Origin of the sequence: Micromonospora sp. 050-3 (assembly GCF_046549335.1) — a bacterium.
GTDB classification, from domain to species: domain Bacteria; phylum Actinomycetota; class Actinomycetes; order Mycobacteriales; family Micromonosporaceae; genus Micromonospora; species Micromonospora trifolii.
This window is the reverse complement of sequence record NZ_JAJPVX010000002.1, coordinates 2,561,043-2,577,299: the sequence shown is the minus strand read 5'-3', so window position 1 is coordinate 2,577,299 and position 16,257 is coordinate 2,561,043. Positions and strand designations below refer to the sequence as shown.

The window sequence follows — 16,257 nt, the reverse complement described above, 5'->3', positions numbered from 1 at the left end:
GCGGCCGCCCGGTGGCACCCCGGCTGACGCCCGAGGCTCCGGTCCCGTCGCGCTTCCCCCCAGAATCGCCGACGGGGCCGGTCAGGACTTCTCCAGCAGCTCCAGGACGACTCGCTCCGCCTCCTCGCGAGGCGCCCGCGGATCCACCGACGCCACCACCCCGTCGTGGTAGAGGTCGACCACCCGGGGGTCCACGTAGGACGCGCGAGCCACCGTCGGCGTGTTTCCCAGCAGCTCCGCCACCGCACGCATCACGGCGACCACCGCCTTGCGCCGGGCGGTCACCGAGCGGGCCGGACCGGCGGTGGCCAACTCGGTCGCCGCGAGCACTGTGGCGTGCCAGGTGCGGAAGTCCTTCGCTGTCATCTCCCCACCGCTGGCGTCGCGCAGGTAGCCGTTGACCTCGTCACTGCGCACGTCGCGCCACTCCCGGCCGTCCCAGTAGCCGAACAGCCGCTCCGCCCGTCGCCGACGACGGCGCAGGTTGGCCAGCACCTGGCACAGCTCCGGGTCATCGATCCGGCGTACCTGCTCGATGCCCCCCTTTGCGGGAAACACGAGCACCACGCAGTCGCCACGGGACCGGGCATGCTCGGGGCGCAGGGTTGCCACCCCGTACGTCGGGTCGTCGCCGGCCGCGTACTGGTCGCTGCCGACCCGGAACATCCCCATGTCCAGCAGTCGGGCCACAGTGGCCAGCACCCGGTCCCGACCCAGGCCATGCCCGTCCAAGTCCCGCCCCACCCGTTCGCGCAGCGCCGGCAGCCGCCGGGCCACCTCCAGCACGCGGTCGAACTTCGCCTCGTCCTGCTTCTCCCGCCACCGTGGGTGGTAGACGTACTGCTTGCGCCCGGCCGCGTCGATCCCGATCGCCTGGATGTGCCCGTTCGGATGCGGCGCGATCCAGACGTCCTGCCAGGCCGGCGGGATGACCAACTCCCGCAGCCGGGCCAGCACGTCCGGATCCCGCACCGGAGCGCCGGACGGGTCGACGAAGAGCCAACCCCGTCCGCGCCGACGCCGTCCGTACCCCGGTCGACCCGGGTCGCTACGCCGCAACCGCACCGGAGACCCGCACCACCCTCTCCACCTCGGCCACGGCGGCCAGCACCTCGTCGAGGCGCAGAGCCGCCATCGTCGGGTGGCTTCCTACCCCGTCCCACCTGGGCCAATCCGCCTCGCCGGCCCAGAGCACCCGGTGCCGTGGCCGGTCCGGCGGTGGCCCCCAGTGCGCCGGTGGCACCGGTCCGAAGAGGACTACCGACGGGGTGCCGTATCCGGTGGCCAGGTGGGCGACGCCGGTGTCCCCGCTGACCACCAGCCGGGCGTCGGCCACCAGCGCGGCGAGCGCGCCGAGGTCGGTCCGGCCGGCCAGCACCGCGTCCGAGCTGAGGCCCGCCGCGTCGGCCACCCGGGCCGCCAACGCCCGTTCGTCGGCCGAGCCGGTGAGCAGCACCCGGTGCCCCTGGTCGGTCAGCGCCCGGGCCAGCGCGGCGAACCGCTCGGCCGGCCACCGCTTGGCCGGGATCTTGCTTCCCGGGTGCAGCAGAGTGACACCGCTGGGCACCTCCGTCGGCCCGGGCCGACGCAAAGCGAGGTCGGCGCGGTCGGCCGGGATGTCGTACCAGGACAGCAGCCGGCACCACCGGTCCACCTCGTGCTCGTCGACGACCCAGCGCGGGCCGTCGGCGTGGCCGGCGTCCGGGCTGGCGTAGGCGAGCAGCCGACCGGGCCTGGTGGCCGCGAGCAGCCGGTGCGACTGCGGGCCGCGCCCGTGCAGGTTGACAGCTACCCGCGGGGCCGAGGAGACCCGGAGGGGTCGCTCCAGCCCGGCGGTGTCCACCAGCCGGTCGACGCCACCGACCAGGTCGACCAGCGGGGCCAGCCAGCCGGGCGCGGCGAGCGCCAGCTCCCGCGACGGGTACGCGGCCCGCAGCGCCCGCAGCGCGGGCACCGCGGTCACCAGATCGCCGACGCCGAGGGCGCGCAGCACGAGGATCACGGGTACGAGGTCTCCTGCTCGGCGCAGACCACCATCTCGCGCACCGCGCAACCGGGCGGCTGGTTGAGCGCGAACATGATCGCGGCGGCGGTGTCGGCGGGCTCGTTGAGGATCGCGTCCGGCCCCGGCTTGTACTGCGGGTCACGTTCGTCGAAGAACGCGGTGCGCATCCCACCCGGAATGAGCAGGGTGACGCCGACCTGACCGGCCAGCTCGGCGGCGAGGGCCCGGGTGAACCCCACCACGCCGAACTTCGCCGCGCAGTACGCGGTGGCGTCGCTGACCGCCTTGACGCCCAGGGTGGAGGCGACAGTGACGATGCGGCCCCGGGAGGTCAGCAGGAACGGCAGCGCGGCCCGGATCACCGCCGCGGTGGCCAGCAGGTCGACGGCGACGATCCGGTCCCAGGTCTCCCCCGGCAGGTCGGCGAGTCGGCCCGGCACGTCAGTGCCGGCGGCGGTGACCACCGCGTCCAGGCCACCGGCCTGCTCGGCGAGGTGCTGGGTGGCCACCTCGGCGGCTCGTGTGTCGGCCAGGTCGCACTCGGTCCAGGACACCCCGTCGACCGGCGGCTGCCGGTCCAGTACGAGCGGTCGACCACCGGAGGCGGCCACCGCGGCGACCACGGCGGCGCCGAGGCCGCTGGCGCCGCCGGTGACCAGGACGGTGGGCCCGGCACCGGGCCGTGTGGCGGTCATCGGGTCCGCTCCGCAAGTGTGCGGACGATCAGGTCGGTGGTGGACCGACCGTCCAGATAGGGCACCACCACTGTGTTTCCACCCCACCGGCGCAGGACCTCCGCCTCCGGCAGGGTGGCGCTCGCGTCCCCACCGCCGGTGGCGTAGTCGCCGCCCTTGACCCAGACGTCGGGGCGTACCCAGGACAGCGCCGTCTCCGGGGTCGGCTCGTCGAAGATGAGGACCGCGTCGACGCAGCTCAGGGCGGCCAGCAGCCGGCTGCGGTCAGCTTCGGACTGCACCGGCCGATCCGGCCCCTTCAACAGGGCCACGCTGGCGTCGGAGTTCAGGCAGACGATCAGGCAGTCGCCAAGCTGCCGGGCCGCCTCCAGCGTGGCCACGTGCCCGGCGTGCAGCAGGTCGAAGCAACCTCCGGTCGCCACCACGGTGCCACCCGCGGCGCGTACCTCACCCAGGAGTGTGGCCACAGCGGCCACCCCCACCCGGTCGGCCACCGCAGCACCTCGTGGTACCGGCTGGAGGGCTCGCGGCCCCGGCGCGCTCCTGGCCCGCACCGTAGGCGCCGACGGAGGCAGCGCCGTGGCCACTCCCCCACCGGCCACGTACGCGGACGCCTCGGCGACCGCCACCTGCACCGCCTCGGAGACCAGCGCGCCCTGGGCCAACGCGAGGCTGGCCGCCGCAGCGAACCGGTCGCCGGCACCGCAGGTGTCCCCTTCGGCGCTACCCGGCGTCGGCACCACCAGCGGCGTCGAACCGGCGTGGCAGAGCAGCGCACCGTCACCGCCCAGCGTCACGGCGACCGCGCCGGCCCGCCAGCGCCGCCGAAGCCCCTGGGCGCCGCGGGACGCGGTGGCCAGTCGGGAGGCGCCGGGCAGCGCGGGGACAAGCTCGCGCACCTCGGACTCGTTCGGTGTGGCCAGGTGTACGCCGGGCACGGCCGCCGGGCCGCGCGGATGCGGGTCCCACACCACCGGCGCGCGGGTGGCGGCCAACGCGTCGCGCAGCGCGGGCTGCCGGGCCACCCCCCGGCCGTAGTCGCTGACCAGCACCGCCGACGCCGCGGCGATCACCCGGAGCACCTCGTCGGAGGGCTGACCCGGCTCCCCGAACGTGCCGCCCCGGTCGTGGCGCAGCAGGACCCGCCCCCGGGCCCGCAGCCGGATCTTCTCCGGCGTCGCGCCGGCAAGGGCCAGTGGGTACACCTGCACGCCGGCGGCGGCGAGCAGAGCGCTCAGCCGAGCCCCGCCAGCATCGTCGGCGAGCGCTGTCACCAGCACCACCTCGGCGCCCTGCGCGGCGGCGAACACCGCCGCCAGACCGGCGCCCCCCGGTCGGTCGGTCGCCGCGGTCTCGTCGAGCACCGGCACCGGGGAATCCGGGCAGAGCCGGTTCACCACACCTTCCACATCCCGGTCGAGCAGGGTGTCCCCGAGCACCACCACCGGTCCCCTCACGCTTGCCTCCTCATCCTCAGGCGTCGACCTGCTGTCCGGCTCACGCGTCGACCTGCTGTCCGGTCCCGCCGTCGAGCACCACCTCGACCCCGGTGCGTACCGGTGCGGCAGGCAGCCGACCGGCCGGTGCGGGCTCCCCGGGCACGGGGTGGACGACAGCCGGATCGGCGACTGCCGCCTGCGCGGCGGGCAACTCCTGTTCGAGGTACTCGCAGAGCAGATGACTGGTCACCAGGTGCAGCTCCTGGACCACCTGGGTGTCCGGGGACGCCACGGCCAGCACGTCGTCGCAGGCGTCGGCGAGCGGGTTGGGGGCGGCGCCGGTGAGCGCCCAGGTGGTCACCCCGACGTCGCGTGCCGCCTGCGCGGCGGCGACCAGGTTGGGGCTGGTTCCGCTGGTGCTCAACAGCAGCAGGATGTCGCCCGGGCGGCCGTGGGCGCGCACCTGGCGGGCGTAGACGTCGGTGTAGCCGTAGTCGTTGGCGATGGCGGTGAGCGCGCTCGTCTCGGCGTGCAGCGCGATGGCGGACAGCGGCTGACGGTCGTCGTGCAGCTTGCCGACCAGCTCGGCGGTGAGGTGCTGGGCTTCGGCGGCGCTGCCGCCGTTGCCGGCCACCAGCAGGCGACCCCCGGCGGCCAGCCGGTGGGCCAGGTCCGCGCCCCAGCGCGCCAGCTGTCGCTCACACCGTCGGTACGGCACCAGCGCCGCCGCGAGATTCGTCAGGTGGGTGTCGAGCAGGCTGCCCGCCGGCATCAGGCCACCACTCGGGTCGGCCGACGCACGGCGGCCACCTCGCTGTAGACCTCGACCAGCCGCTCGGCGGTGGCCGCCCACGAGTACCGCTCCCGGGCCCGCTCACGCGCCGCCGTCGCGTACGCGAAGCGCCTGATCCGGTCGTCGAGCAACCCCTGGATCGCGGTGGCCAACGCGTGCGGGTCGCGGGCCGGCACGAGGTCACCTGTCGTCCCGTCGACCACGGTGTCCCGGATGCCGCCCACGGCCGTGCCGACGACCGGCACCCCACAGGCCATCGCCTCCAGCGGGGTCAACCCGAACGGCTCGTACCAGGGCGCCGCGACCAGCAGGTCCGCCGAGCGGTACCAGCGGCCCATCTCCTCCCGGGGCACCGCGCCGACCAGGTGCACCCGGTCGGCCACCCCGCACGACTCGGCGAGGGCCCGCAGCCGGCGGGCGTACGGGTCGGTCTCCAACAGCCCCTCGGGTGGGCCACCGACGACCACGCACTCGGCGCCCGGGACCAGCTCCATCGCGCGGATCACGGTCTGGAAGCCCTTGCGCTCGACCAGCCGACCCACGGTGAGGATGCGGGCCCGTCCCGGTTCCCGATCGGCGGCCGGCCCGAGCGGGGCGAAGGTGGCGAGGTTGACCCCGGAGGGCACCACAGTCATCCGGGACCGGGGCACGCCCATCCGGACCAACTCGCCCACCTCGTCGCGGCACTGCGCGACGATCCGGTCCACCGATCGGCCCAGCTCCCGCTCGTAGGAGACCCGTCGGGCCGGGCTGGTGTCCTGCACACCCTGGTAGCGGCGCTTCACAGTGCCCAGCGCGTGGTACGTCTGCACCACCGGCACCCCGGTCTGCCGGCCTGCGGTCAGCCCGGCCAGGCCGCTCATCCAGAAGTGCGCGTGGACGACCTCGGGCACCCAGTCGCCGCCGCGCCAGCGCTCGATCAGCCAGTTGCTGAACTCCCGCATGTGCGGCAGCAGCGCGTCCTTCGCCACCGGCTCGGCCGGACCGGCCGGCACGTGCACCACGTCGTACCCGTCCGGGCTGCGGACGGTCACCGGCAGGTCGGGCGCGTCGCGGCGGGTGTAGACCCGCACCTCGTGCCCGGCGGCGGCGAGCGCGGCGGACAGCTCCGCGACGTGCGTGTTCTGGCCGCCGGCATCCTCCCCCCCGAGGACGGCGAGCGGGCTGGCGTGCTCCGAGATCATCGCGATCCGCATACTTCCTCCTCCAGCAGCCGGTCCCAGTCAGCGAGGAAACGGTCGAGGCCGTACCTGTCGCGCGCGGCGGTTCGCGCCGCCGCTCCGGCCTGCCGCGCGGTCGCCGGTTCGGCGATGAACCGGCGGGCGGCGTCGAGCAGGGTGTCGGTCCGGGTGGCGAGCGCCCCCGCCTCCGGGGGCACCGCCATCACCGCCTCGGTGGTGGCGAGCGCGACGATCGGCATGCCGATCGCCATCGCCTCGATGAGGCTGAGCCCGAGGGAGGTCCACCGGCACAGGTGCAGGTACGCCCGCCGCCGGGCCAGTTCGGTGTGCATCCGCTCCTGGGGCACGTCGTCGTGGCTGGTCAGCCGGTCGGCGGGCAGCCCGAGGTGGTCGGCGAGGCCGGCGACGCCCATGCCGAACACGTCCAGCGGCGCGATCTCGGCGAACTGGGGCAGCAGGTCGGTGCCGGTGACCCGACCTCGCCGTACCGGCTCGTTGATCACCACGGCGAGCCGGTCCAGCTCGCCGGTGTAGGACGCGGACGGGGCGACGATGCCGTGATCGACCACTGTGGTGCGGGTTCCCCCGGTGTCCCAGAAGATCTGGTTGAACCCGGTGACGTGGGCGATGAGCAGGTCGTCGCGGTCGGCCATCGGGTGGCGGGTGTTCGGCACGTCGCCCTTCGGGGTGTTGTGCTCGACGTAGATCGCGGGAAGGTCGCGGCCCGGACGGCGACGAAGCCACTGCCCGGCCCGGTCGATCTCCTCGGGGCGTTGCAGGATGACCAGGTCGATGTCCGCGCCCGGCAGTTCCTCCGGGCTGACCTCGACCGCGCTGTCCGGCCACGGGTAGGTGCGGGCCCGGCCGAGGCCGTACGGGCCGCGGTCAGGTGTGGTGGGAATCAGGTAGCGATGGCTGCCGTGCACGAACGACGTGGTCCAGGAGCCGTGCACGTGCCAGAGCAGGATGTTCATCGGCCGCCACCACCGCTGACGGCGAGGGTCCGGAGCGCGTCGACCACGTCGTCCGGGTCGACGCCACTGAGGCAGGGGTGCCCGGGGATCGGGCAACTGGCCGCCCGGGTGTCCCGGCAGGGCGCGGCGGCGTCGCCGAGCCGGACGGTGGGCACCCGGTAGGGCCCCCACTGGCCGAAGGGGACGGTCGGCGCGAAGAGACTCACCACTGGCACACCGGCGGCGGCCGCCAGGTGCGCGGGCCCGGTGTTGCCGACCACGATCGCGCTGGCGTCCGCGACGATCGCGGCCAGCCCGGCCAGGTCGGTACGGCCGCCCAGGTCGGTGCCGCCGGCCGCGGCGACCCGGGCGGTGACCGCGCGCTCGTCCGGGCCGCCGGTGACCAGCACCCGATGCCCGGCGTCGGTCAGCGCCCCGACGATCCGGGTCGCCACCTCGGGCGGGCACGCCCGGCTCGACGCGGCCGACCCGGGGTGCAACACCACGTACCCCGGCTCGCCGAGGTCGGCCGGGCGCGGCGGCACGGCGTCGCGGCGCAGCCGCAGGACCGGTTCGTCGCCGTCGGGCAGCCGGTGACCGGCGGCGGCGGCCAGGGAGAGGGCGCGTTCGGGTTCGGGGACGCCCACCGGCACCCGGTGCCGGACGTCCAGCAGCGAGCCCGGATAGTCGTCGCTGATCGCCGCGATCCGGTCGATCCCCGCCATCCGCAGCAGCAGCGCCAGCGGCAGGGCGGACTGGTGGAACGAGGTGAACACCACCGCCTGGTCCGCGTCGACAGCGCCCAACCGCTCGGTCAGACTCCGCATGGCCTCCCTGTCGACCGGCCCCGGCGTGGGGTCGATCCAGGGCAGCGGATGCTCGATGATCTCGTCGACGCCGGGCAACAGGTTGGCGGCGGCCCGACCGCGCGGCCCGCAGAGCAGCACCACCCGCTCCGCTCCGGCCGCGACGGCGCGGATCGCCGGGCCGGTGACCAGCACGTCGCCCGCCGAGTCCGAGCGGACCACCAGCGCCGTCCGTACCGGTCCGGTGGGCGGGGTCGACGGCTGCACTGCCTGTTGGCGGCGCAGGATCTCCGCCACCGCCGCCGGCAGATCGGTGGCCACCCAGCCGGCGGCGGCGACCTCCTCCGGCCGGGTCACCGGGGTGGGCACCAGCACCCCCGCGGCGCCGGCGGCCATGGCGGCGCCGACGTCCCGGCCGATGTCGCCCACCAGTACGCACCGGGACGGCGTCGTTCCCAGCTCGCGGGCGGCGGCGTACACCAGACCGGGCGCCGGCTTGCGGCAGTCACAGCCGTCGGCGTCGTCGTGCGGGCAGACCAGCCACGCGTCGAACCGGCCCAGCAGCTCCTCGACGCGGGCGTGCACCGCCCGCATCTGCTCACCGCTGAAGTAACCCCGGGCCAGGCCCGACTGGTTGGTGACGACCGCCAGCCGCAGCCCGGCCACGCGCAGCCGGTCCAGCGCTGCCCGCGCGCCCGGCACCGGCCGCACCTTCTCCGGGTCGCCGTTGTACGGAACGTCCTCGATTAGGGTGCCGTCGCGGTCCAGCAGCACCGCGTCGTAGAGCACCGGTCGAGGGCTTGCGACAGACCCGGAGCTGGCGCGGTCAGCAGCGGCGTACACCTGGGCTGACCTGCGCTGATACGGATCCTCCTGGTCCTGTCGCACAGGCGGCGGGTTCCCTGCGCCCCGAGGAGTAAACGTCGTCGTACAGGCGGTGGGCCAGCGCCGCCAGCGATGCCCCGGGTCGGCCTTACCCGCCGTCGCCGAGAAGCTAACCCGGTCAGCCGTTAGCCCGTCCCGTGCTCCGGGTATGGGATCCCGGTGGCGATTGTGGAGAAAGTGATCGATGCCCCCCCGCAGCAGGTGTTCGACGTGCTCGCGGACGGGTGGACGTACAGCGACTGGGTGGTGGGCACCGCACACGTACGTGACGTGGACGACGCCTGGCCCCGGGTGGGCAGCCAACTGCATCACCGGGCCGGGCCGTGGCCGCTCTCCTTGCAGGACGCCTCGACGGTGCTGGTCTGCGAACCACCGCACCGGCTCGTGCTCAAGGCCGGGCTCTGGCCGGCCGGCGAGGCGATCGTGGCCTTCACCCTTCAACCGGTGGGCGAGGGCGCCACCCGGGTCCGCCTCGGGGAGGACTTTGCCGCCGGCCCGCTGCGCTGGGTCCACAACAAGGTCAACGATTTGGTGCTGCACCGGCGTAACCGGGAGACGCTGGCCCGACTCTCCGACATCGCCGTCCGACAGAAGGGGGCCTCATGACCCGGACCGTGGTGGTGACCGGCGCGAGCGCCGGCGTCGGCCGGGCCGTCGCCCACGCGTACGCGGCGCGCGGCGCGCGGCTGGCGCTGCTGGCTCGGGGTGAGGCGGGTCTGGTCGCCGCCGAACGGGAGTGCCGGCTGCGCGGCGCGACCGACGTCCGGGTGTACCAGGTCGACGTGGCCGACGCGGGCGCGGTGCAGCAGGCCGCCGACGACGTGGTGCACCGCTGGGGCGGCATCGACGTGTGGGTCAACAACGCGATGGCGTCGGTGTTCGCGCCGGCCTGGGAGATCCCGGCACGCGAGTTCCGTCGGGTCACCGAGGTCACCTACCTGGGCACGGTGCACGGCACCCTCGCCGCGCTGCGGCACATGCGGGCGCACGGGCGGGGCACGATCGTGCAGGTGGGCTCGGCGTTGGCCTACCGGGGGATTCCGCTCCAGTCGGCGTACTGCGCCAGCAAGCACGCCGTCCAGGGGTTCAACGACTCGCTGCGCGCCGAGCTGCTGCACGACTGCCCGGGGGTGAAGTTGTCGATGGTGCAGCTGCCCGCTGTCAACACGCCACAGTTCTCCTGGGTCCGCACCCGGCTGCCCCGCCATCCGCAGCCGGTACCGCCGATCTTCACTCCGGAGCTGGCCGCCCGGGCCATCGTCTGGGCCGCCGACCGCGGCACCAGGGAGCTGAACGTGGGTGGCCCGACCTGGCAGGCGCGGGTGGGCGACGCCCTGTTCCCCGGCCTGCTGGACCGGAAGCTGGCCCGCGACGGCTATGACAGCCAGCAGACCGGTGAGAAGATCGATCCGGCGACCTGGCGGGACAATCTGGATCACCCCGGCGATGCGGACACGGACCGGGGCACCGCGGGGGTGTTCCGCGAACGGGCGCGTGACCGTTCCGCGGCGCTCTGGGTCGGCACGCACAAACCGGCGCTCTCCGGTGTCGCGCTCGCCCTCGCGGCGCTCGCCCTCAGTGCTGTCGCTCGCCGGCGGCGCTGACCGGCGCAAGCCTCTGACCAGGGCTTCGACGTCCGCAGGCGGCGGGCGGCGAGGGTCCGCAACGCCCGGGAGGGGTGCCTCCCTCGGACCGAATGCGGGAACTAGATACCCTTTCCATGACCCTTGTCCGCAAACCGAGGATGACCGACATGATCAAGCCGGTGCAGTTGCCGTCGCCGTGGCGGGACGCACGCGTGACCGTCGTCGTGCCCACGTACAACGAGGCGGGCAACCTCCCGGCGCTGGTCGAGCGGCTGCTCGCGCTGTCGCTGCCGGGGCTGCGCATCCTCGTCGCCGACGACAACTCCCCCGACGGCACCGGGGAGGTGGCCGACAAGCTGGCCATCGAGCACCCCGACCGGATCGAGGTCGTGCACCGCGCCGGCAAGGAGGGCCTCGGCCGGGCGTACGTGGACGGGATGACCCGGGCGATCGAGGGCGGCGCCGAGTACGTGGCGCAGATGGACGCCGACCTTTCGCACCCGCCCGAGGCGCTGCCGGGGATGCTCGGCGCGCTGCTCTCCACCCAGGCCAGCGTGGTGATCGGTTCCCGGTACGTGCCCGGCGGCGAGCTGGACGAGAACTGGCCGCTCTACCGTCGGGCGCTCAGTGGCTGGGCCAACCTCTACGTGCACACGCTGCTGCGGGTACGCATCCGGGACCTCACCGCCGGCTTCAAGATCTGGCGGGCCGAGGCCCTGCGCGACATCGACCTGGAGCGGGTGCAGTCCAACGGCTACAGCTTCCAGGTGGAGATGCACTACCTCGCCACCAAGCTGGGGCACACCATCCTGGAGGTGCCGATCCGCTTCGAGGAGCGGCGCGACGGCGTCTCCAAGATGACCACCGCGACCAAGGTGGAGAGCGCCCTCATGCCCTTCCGCCTCCGCAGCAAACACCGCAACATCACCCGCTGACCCCACCCCACCCACCCACCCGCCCTGGTCGATCATGCAGTTGTGGTGCCCGTTTAGAGCCTCGGCGGGCGCTTTGTCACCCACCACAACTCCTTGATCGACGAGCGAGGCGGGTTAGGTGGGGGGTGGGGTTAGGTGGGGTAGATGGCTCGGTGGGCGGTGGAGATGGCTGCGGCGTAGGCGCGGCCGGTGAGCGCGCGGTCGCGGGCCAGCGCCGCGCGGGCCGCATTCGCGCCCGGTGCGCCGTGCACACCGCCGCCGGGGTGCGCCGACGCGCTGGCCAGGAAGAGCCGGTCCACCGGCGTGTCGGCCCGGCCCAGGCCAGGGATCGGGCGCAGGAAGAGCTGCTGGTACGCGGCTGCGGTCCCGCCACCGAGCGCGCCACCGACCAGGCTCGGGTTGCCCTTCTCCAGGTCGGCCGGCCCGGCCACGTGTCGGCCCACGATCAGTTGCCGGAAACCCGGTGCCGCCGCTTCCAGCACGTCCTCCACCCGCTGCACGTGCCCGGCGACCTCCTCGGCCCGCCAGTTCCGCCGGAACGGCAGGTGGGTGTACGACCAGAGCGACTCGGTGCCCGGCGGGGAGTGGCTCGGGTCCGCCACCGACATCTGCCCGACCAGCAGGAACGGGTCGCGAGGCAGCTCGCCACGGGCCAACTCGCTGGCGTAGTGGGTGAGCCCGTTCAGGTCCGCGCCGAGGTGCACGGTGCCGGCGCCGGCCAACTGCCGGTTCGTCCAGGGAACCGGCGCGGAGAGCGCCCAGTCCACCTTCAGGGTGGAGCCGTCCCACCGGAAGTGCGCCAGGTCCTCCACCAGCCGCGACGGCAGTGCCGCCGCGCCGACCAGGTCGAGGTAGAGCGCCGGCGCGGGCACGTCGGCGAGCACGGCCCGCCGGGCCCGCCACAGTGCCCCGCCGACGGTCCGGACCCCCATCGCCCGGCCCCGGGCGGTGAGCACCCGGTCGGCCCGTGCACCGTAGATGATCGTTCCGCCGCGCCCCTGTAGCCGATCCACCAGCGCGTTGGTGATCTGCTGCGCGCCGCCGTCGGGCACCGGCCAACCGATCTGCTGGCCGAGCATGGCCAGCAGCCAGCCGTACACCCCGGAGCCGGCCTCCTCCGGGGAGAGGTCGGTGTGCAGGGCGCAGCCGGCCAGCAGGGCCGGCCCGCCGGGGCCGTCGAAGAGTTCGTCGCCCAGTTTGCGGACCGGTACGACGAGCCGGCGTGCGAGTCGCAGCGCGCCGGCGACGCGCAGCCGGCGCAGCAGGCCCAGTCCGCCACGTACCGGCGGGAACGGCGAGGTGATCGCCTCCAGCATCGGCTCGGCCACGTCGAGCCAGTCGGTGTACGCGTTGAGCCAGCGCTTACCGTCCCCGGGGGCGAACTGCTCCAGCGACGCGGCCGTGACGTCCGGGTCCCGGTTGATCACGGCGGCCCGACCGTCCGGCAGCAGGTGCGCCAGCACGTCCGGCGAGTGCCGCCAGGACAGTCCGTGTCGACCCAGGTCGAGGCCGCCCAGCACCGGCGAGGCGTACCCGAGGGGATAGAACGAGCTGTAGAGGTCGCTGAGGTAGCCGGGCGCGGTGACCTCGGCGGAGCGGACCGCGCCGCCGGGCACCGCTGTCGCCTCCAGCACCACCACGTCCCAGCCGGCGTCGGCCAGCAGGTTGGCCGCCACCAGGCCGTTGTGCCCGGCGCCGACGATGACGGCGTCAGCGCTCTGCGCGGTGGTGGTAGTCATCGGATCCGCCTACCCGGCGCGCAACCGGGCGAAACGCGTTTGCCTCGTCGAGGCCGGGGCAACCAGCGCCGCATGTACACGGTTGCGCAGCTGGTGGGCGGGGTGTGGGGTGCGGGCGGCGACGGCGGCGAACTGGTCGTGCGTGATCCGGCGGACGACGCGCCGGTGAGCACGGTGCCGGTGGCCACTGCCGACGAGGTGGGCAAGGCGACCCAGGCGGCCCGCAACGCGGCGGCCCAGTGGGCGGCGACCGCGCCGGCGGAACGGGCGGCGGCGCTGCACCGGGCCGCGGACGCGGTGGAGGCGGTCGTCGAGGAGTTGACGGCGGCGGTCACCGCGGAGATGGGCAAGCCGTTGGCGGACGCCCGCGGCGGCGTCGAGGCGGGGATCGGCACCCTGCGACAGTATGCGGAACTGGCGCCGCTGCGCGGCGGGCGCACGCTGAACGGCGAAACCGACGCGCTGGACTTCCTGACCCCGCAGCCACGCGGGGTGGTCGCGGCGATCACCCCCTGGAACGACCCGGTGGCGGTCTCCTGTGGACTGCTCGGCGCGGCCCTGGTGACCGGGAACGTGGTGCTCTACAAGCCGAGCGAACGGACACCGGCGACGGGTTGGCTGCTGGCCAGGGCACTGGATCAGGCGCTGCCGGCCGGGGTGTTGTCGCTGCTCACCGGCGGCCCGGAGGTGGGTGCGGCACTGGCGGCGCAGGAGGTCGACGTGGTGGCCCATGTGGGTTCCACGGCGACCGGGCGGGCGATCGCCGCCGCGGCGGCCCGGACCGGCGCGAAGGTGCTACTGGAGAACGGCGGCAGTGACCCGTTGATCGTGGACGCGGGCGTCGACCCGGAGTGGGCGGCGGAGCAGGCCGCGCTCGGCGCGTTCGCCAACGCCGGGCAGATCTGCGTGGCGGTGGAGCGGCTCTACGTGCACCGGGAGGTGGCGGACGACTTCGTGGCCGCGCTGGTACGACGCGCCGGAGCGCTGCGGATCGGGCCGGGCCGGGACCCGGGCACCGAGCTGGGTCCGCTGGTCGACCGGTCGCACCGGGACCACGTCCACGGACAGGTGGCGGCCGCGATGGCGGACGGCGCCCGGGTGCGGGTGGGCGGCGAGGTGCCGGACGGGCCGGGGGCGTTCTACCCGGCCACCGTCGTCACTGACTGCCGCCACGACATGCCACTGGTCCGGGAGGAGACCTTCGGGCCGGTAGCCCCGGTGGTGGTCGTCGACTCGTTCGACGAGGCGCTGCAGTGCGCGGCGGACTCCCCGTACGGGCTGGCCGCCTCGGTGTTGACCCCGTCGATGAGTCACGCGCAGCGGGCCTGGCGGGAGCTGCCAGTGGGAACCGTCAAGGTCAACGCGGTGTTCGGGGGTGCGCCGGGGGGTGCCGCGCATCCGCGCCGGGCCAGCGGGCAGGGCTTCGGGTACGGCCCGGAGTTGCTGGACGAGTTCACCGCCACGAAGGCGGTGCACATCGAGGCGCCGGGCGGCGGGCACTGGTGAACGGTGCGGGCGGACGCAGGAGTGGCGCGTCCGCCCGTACCGCGTCTGTTGTGCTGTGATGCGGTGGCGTCAGTCGCCGCGGGCCTTTCGGGTGGCGCGGTCGTTGGCCTTCTCGATGGCCGTGACCAGCTCCGGCTTGGTCATGCTGGACCGCCCGGGCACGTCGAGTTTGCGGGCCACCGACATCAGGTGGTCCTTGGTGGCGTTGGCGTCCACGCCGCCGGCGGTGGGAGCCCGTCGTTCCGGCCCGCCACCGGCGGCCTGCTGGTCGCTGGGGCCCTTGCGGCCCTTCGGCTCCCAGTGGTCGCCCACCTTCTCGAACTGGTGCTTCACTGCGGCGAAGGCGGTGCGGTGCGACCGCTCCCCCTCGCCGTAGGTCTCGACCGCCGAGTCGTGCGTCTTCTCCCAGGTGTGCTGCGCCTTCTCCGGGGAGCGTCGCAGCGTGCTGGGCAGGTCCTCGCGCCCGGGCATCTCGTCCTCCTCCGTGTCGACAGGGTCACTGTGACCGTTCCCCGGTGACGTGGCGGCAAACCCTAGCGGCGCCGGCCGGGTACCGGGCGGGTTTGTCAATTTCCCCATCCGGGTACCGCCGGGCCAGGCCAGACCGGACGACCGGTCATCCGGCGGCCGGGGCGCAGGGAGCGGGCATGACGACCACGGACCCCGGTACGACGCTCGACGGCACACCGGGCACCCGGGTGCCCCGACGGATGCGGCAGCTGAGCTGGCGAACCTGGCGCGGGGTACTGGTCCGCAGCGTGCAGAACTTCGTCAACGACAACTGCTCCGACTGGGCCGCCGCGCTCACCTACTACGGGGTTCTGGCGCTCTTTCCGTCCGCCATCGTGGTGGTGGCCCTGGTCGGTCTGGTCTCCGACGGGGAGCGGACCCTGGACACTGTGGTCGACCTGGCCAACCAGGTGGGCGCCGGGTCGGTGCTGACGGACGACAAGGGCGACGAGGGCGGCGTGGTCGGGGTGATCCGGACCGTCGTGCTCGACCAGAGCAACCCCAAGCTGCTGCTGAGCTTCGGCCTGTTGGGCGCGCTGTGGTCCGCGTCGGGTTTCATCGGCGCGTTCACCCGGGCCTCGAACGCCGTCTACGGGGTGACCGAGGGCCGCCCGGTCTGGAAGCTTCGGCCGCTACAGATCGGCCTGGCCGCGATCACGCTGGTGCTGCTCGCGGTGGTCGCCCTTGGCCTGATCGTCAGTGGGCCGGTCACCGACGCGGTCGGCGACCTGGTCAACGCCGGCGGCCTGGCCCGCACGGCCTGGAGCGTGGCGAAGTGGCCGGTGCTCGCCATGATCATGATGGTGCTGCTGTCCCTGCTGTTCTGGATCGCTCCGAACGTGCGTCAGCCCCGGTTCCGCTGGCTCACCCCGGGCGGCGCGGTGGCCCTGATCTCCTGGGCGGCGGCCTCCTTCGGCTTCGGCCTCTACGTGGCGAACTTCGGCTCGTACAGCACCACCTACGGCAGCCTCGGAGCGGCCATCGCGTTCCTGGTCTGGCTCTACCTGTCCAATTCGGCGCTGATGCTGGGCGCGCAGATCAACTCCGAGGTGCAACGCGGGCGACAGTTGCAGGCCGGCGACCCGGACCCGGAGGAGCCGGTGCTGCCGCCGCGCAAGCCCGCCGACGACTGAGCCTTCGCTTTCCGGCTCGCATGTCCGGTCCACGGTCGGGCCGAGGGCCGGTTCGTGGCCCGGTGCCGGTTTATCGGACGAGGTGCCGGGT

At 74.0% G+C, this 16,257-nt stretch carries 15 protein-coding genes; 5 read left to right on the top strand and 10 right to left on the bottom strand.

Translation table 11 applies throughout. From position 1 onward, the window contains the following. Positions 1-81: 81 nt before the first annotated feature. Genes ACLJOK_RS26910 through ACLJOK_RS26875 form a run of 8 tightly spaced genes read right to left on the bottom strand, consistent with a single transcriptional unit; the run spans position 82 to position 8,760 of the window. Positions 82-1,065: a DNA topoisomerase IB gene (locus ACLJOK_RS26910; RefSeq protein WP_410821349.1), complete on the bottom strand. Its 984-nt coding sequence runs from the start codon at positions 1,063-1,065 to the stop codon at positions 82-84. Next, entirely contained in the window at positions 1,049-2,002 is a 954-nt protein-coding gene (locus ACLJOK_RS26905; protein WP_410821348.1) for a glycosyltransferase family 9 protein, read from the bottom strand. The genes ACLJOK_RS26910 and ACLJOK_RS26905 overlap by 17 nt, the downstream gene beginning before the upstream one ends. Then, positions 1,999-2,700, bottom strand: coding sequence for an SDR family oxidoreductase (locus ACLJOK_RS26900; RefSeq protein WP_196927386.1), 702 nt, complete (start codon positions 2,698-2,700; stop codon positions 1,999-2,001). The genes ACLJOK_RS26905 and ACLJOK_RS26900 overlap by 4 nt, the downstream gene beginning before the upstream one ends. Continuing rightward, the gene (locus ACLJOK_RS26895) at positions 2,697-4,157 is read right to left on the bottom strand and encodes a PfkB family carbohydrate kinase (protein ID WP_410821347.1); all 1,461 of its coding nucleotides are present in this window, start codon (positions 4,155-4,157) and stop codon (positions 2,697-2,699) included. The genes ACLJOK_RS26900 and ACLJOK_RS26895 overlap by 4 nt, the downstream gene beginning before the upstream one ends. Before the next feature lie 40 nt (positions 4,158-4,197). After that, complete coding sequence (locus ACLJOK_RS26890; RefSeq protein ID WP_410821602.1) at positions 4,198-4,914, bottom strand: SIS domain-containing protein; 717 nt, start codon at positions 4,912-4,914, stop codon at positions 4,198-4,200. Then, positions 4,911-6,128 (bottom strand): glycosyltransferase, encoded by a 1,218-nt coding sequence (locus ACLJOK_RS26885; RefSeq protein ID WP_410821346.1) that lies wholly within the window; start codon positions 6,126-6,128, stop codon positions 4,911-4,913. The genes ACLJOK_RS26890 and ACLJOK_RS26885 overlap by 4 nt, the downstream gene beginning before the upstream one ends. Continuing rightward, the gene (locus tag ACLJOK_RS26880; RefSeq protein WP_410821345.1) at positions 6,113-7,087 is read right to left on the bottom strand and encodes a glycosyltransferase; all 975 of its coding nucleotides are present in this window, start codon (positions 7,085-7,087) and stop codon (positions 6,113-6,115) included. The genes ACLJOK_RS26885 and ACLJOK_RS26880 overlap by 16 nt, the downstream gene beginning before the upstream one ends. Then, the gene (locus tag ACLJOK_RS26875) at positions 7,084-8,760 is read right to left on the bottom strand and encodes an HAD-IIIA family hydrolase (protein ID WP_410821344.1); all 1,677 of its coding nucleotides are present in this window, start codon (positions 8,758-8,760) and stop codon (positions 7,084-7,086) included. The genes ACLJOK_RS26880 and ACLJOK_RS26875 overlap by 4 nt, the downstream gene beginning before the upstream one ends. 174 nt (positions 8,761-8,934) lie before the next feature. Between ACLJOK_RS26875 and ACLJOK_RS26870 the strand changes: the two genes are divergently transcribed. The 3 genes from ACLJOK_RS26870 (at position 8,935) to ACLJOK_RS26860 (ending at position 11,278) form a co-directional block, all read left to right on the top strand. Then, a complete protein-coding gene (locus ACLJOK_RS26870) occupies positions 8,935-9,363 on the top strand; it encodes an SRPBCC family protein (protein WP_410821343.1) in 429 nt (142 codons plus the stop codon). Next, the gene (locus ACLJOK_RS26865; RefSeq protein ID WP_410821342.1) at positions 9,360-10,361 is read left to right on the top strand and encodes an SDR family oxidoreductase; all 1,002 of its coding nucleotides are present in this window, start codon (positions 9,360-9,362) and stop codon (positions 10,359-10,361) included. Before ACLJOK_RS26870 ends, ACLJOK_RS26865 begins: the two co-directional genes overlap by 4 nt. 149 nt (positions 10,362-10,510) lie before the next feature. After that, positions 10,511-11,278, top strand: coding sequence for a polyprenol monophosphomannose synthase (locus ACLJOK_RS26860; RefSeq protein ID WP_410821341.1), 768 nt, complete (start codon positions 10,511-10,513; stop codon positions 11,276-11,278). Between the two features lie 131 nt (positions 11,279-11,409). On the opposite strand, the gene ACLJOK_RS26855 is transcribed toward ACLJOK_RS26860, so the two are convergent. Then, the gene (locus tag ACLJOK_RS26855; protein ID WP_410821340.1) at positions 11,410-13,017 is read right to left on the bottom strand and encodes a phytoene desaturase family protein; all 1,608 of its coding nucleotides are present in this window, start codon (positions 13,015-13,017) and stop codon (positions 11,410-11,412) included. A gap of 72 nt (positions 13,018-13,089) precedes the next feature. Between ACLJOK_RS26855 and ACLJOK_RS26850 the strand changes: the two genes are divergently transcribed. Beyond that, positions 13,090-14,523 carry an aldehyde dehydrogenase family protein gene (locus tag ACLJOK_RS26850; protein WP_410821339.1) on the top strand — a complete coding sequence of 478 codons (1,434 nt, stop codon included), beginning with the start codon at positions 13,090-13,092 and terminating at the stop codon, positions 14,521-14,523. Positions 14,524-14,592: 69 nt separating this feature from the next. Here ACLJOK_RS26850 and ACLJOK_RS26845 read toward each other — a convergent pair whose 3' ends face one another. Then, the gene (locus tag ACLJOK_RS26845) at positions 14,593-14,994 is read right to left on the bottom strand and encodes a ChaB family protein (protein WP_410821338.1); all 402 of its coding nucleotides are present in this window, start codon (positions 14,992-14,994) and stop codon (positions 14,593-14,595) included. A gap of 176 nt (positions 14,995-15,170) precedes the next feature. On the opposite strand from ACLJOK_RS26845, the gene ACLJOK_RS26840 reads away from it, so the two are divergent. Further along, positions 15,171-16,166, top strand: coding sequence for a YihY/virulence factor BrkB family protein (locus tag ACLJOK_RS26840; protein ID WP_410821337.1), 996 nt, complete (start codon positions 15,171-15,173; stop codon positions 16,164-16,166). Positions 16,167-16,257 lie beyond the last annotated feature (91 nt).

Excerpts from the sequence above, each read along its gene's own strand:
- ACLJOK_RS26900 (WP_196927386.1), bottom strand. The coding sequence starts at position 2,700 with ATGACCGCCACACGGCCCGGTGCCGGGCCCACCGTCCTGGTCACCGGC.
- ACLJOK_RS26885 (WP_410821346.1), bottom strand. The coding sequence starts at position 6,128 with ATGCGGATCGCGATGATCTCGGAGCACGCCAGCCCGCTCGCCGTCCTC.
- ACLJOK_RS26880 (WP_410821345.1), bottom strand. The coding sequence starts at position 7,087 with ATGAACATCCTGCTCTGGCACGTGCACGGCTCCTGGACCACGTCGTTC.
- ACLJOK_RS26865 (WP_410821342.1), top strand. The coding sequence starts at position 9,360 with ATGACCCGGACCGTGGTGGTGACCGGCGCGAGCGCCGGCGTCGGCCGG.
- ACLJOK_RS26860 (WP_410821341.1), top strand. The coding sequence starts at position 10,511 with ATGATCAAGCCGGTGCAGTTGCCGTCGCCGTGGCGGGACGCACGCGTG.
- ACLJOK_RS26855 (WP_410821340.1), bottom strand. The coding sequence starts at position 13,017 with ATGACTACCACCACCGCGCAGAGCGCTGACGCCGTCATCGTCGGCGCC.
- ACLJOK_RS26850 (WP_410821339.1), top strand. The coding sequence starts at position 13,090 with ATGTACACGGTTGCGCAGCTGGTGGGCGGGGTGTGGGGTGCGGGCGGC.
- ACLJOK_RS26845 (WP_410821338.1), bottom strand. The coding sequence starts at position 14,994 with ATGCCCGGGCGCGAGGACCTGCCCAGCACGCTGCGACGCTCCCCGGAG.
- ACLJOK_RS26840 (WP_410821337.1), top strand. The coding sequence starts at position 15,171 with ATGACGACCACGGACCCCGGTACGACGCTCGACGGCACACCGGGCACC.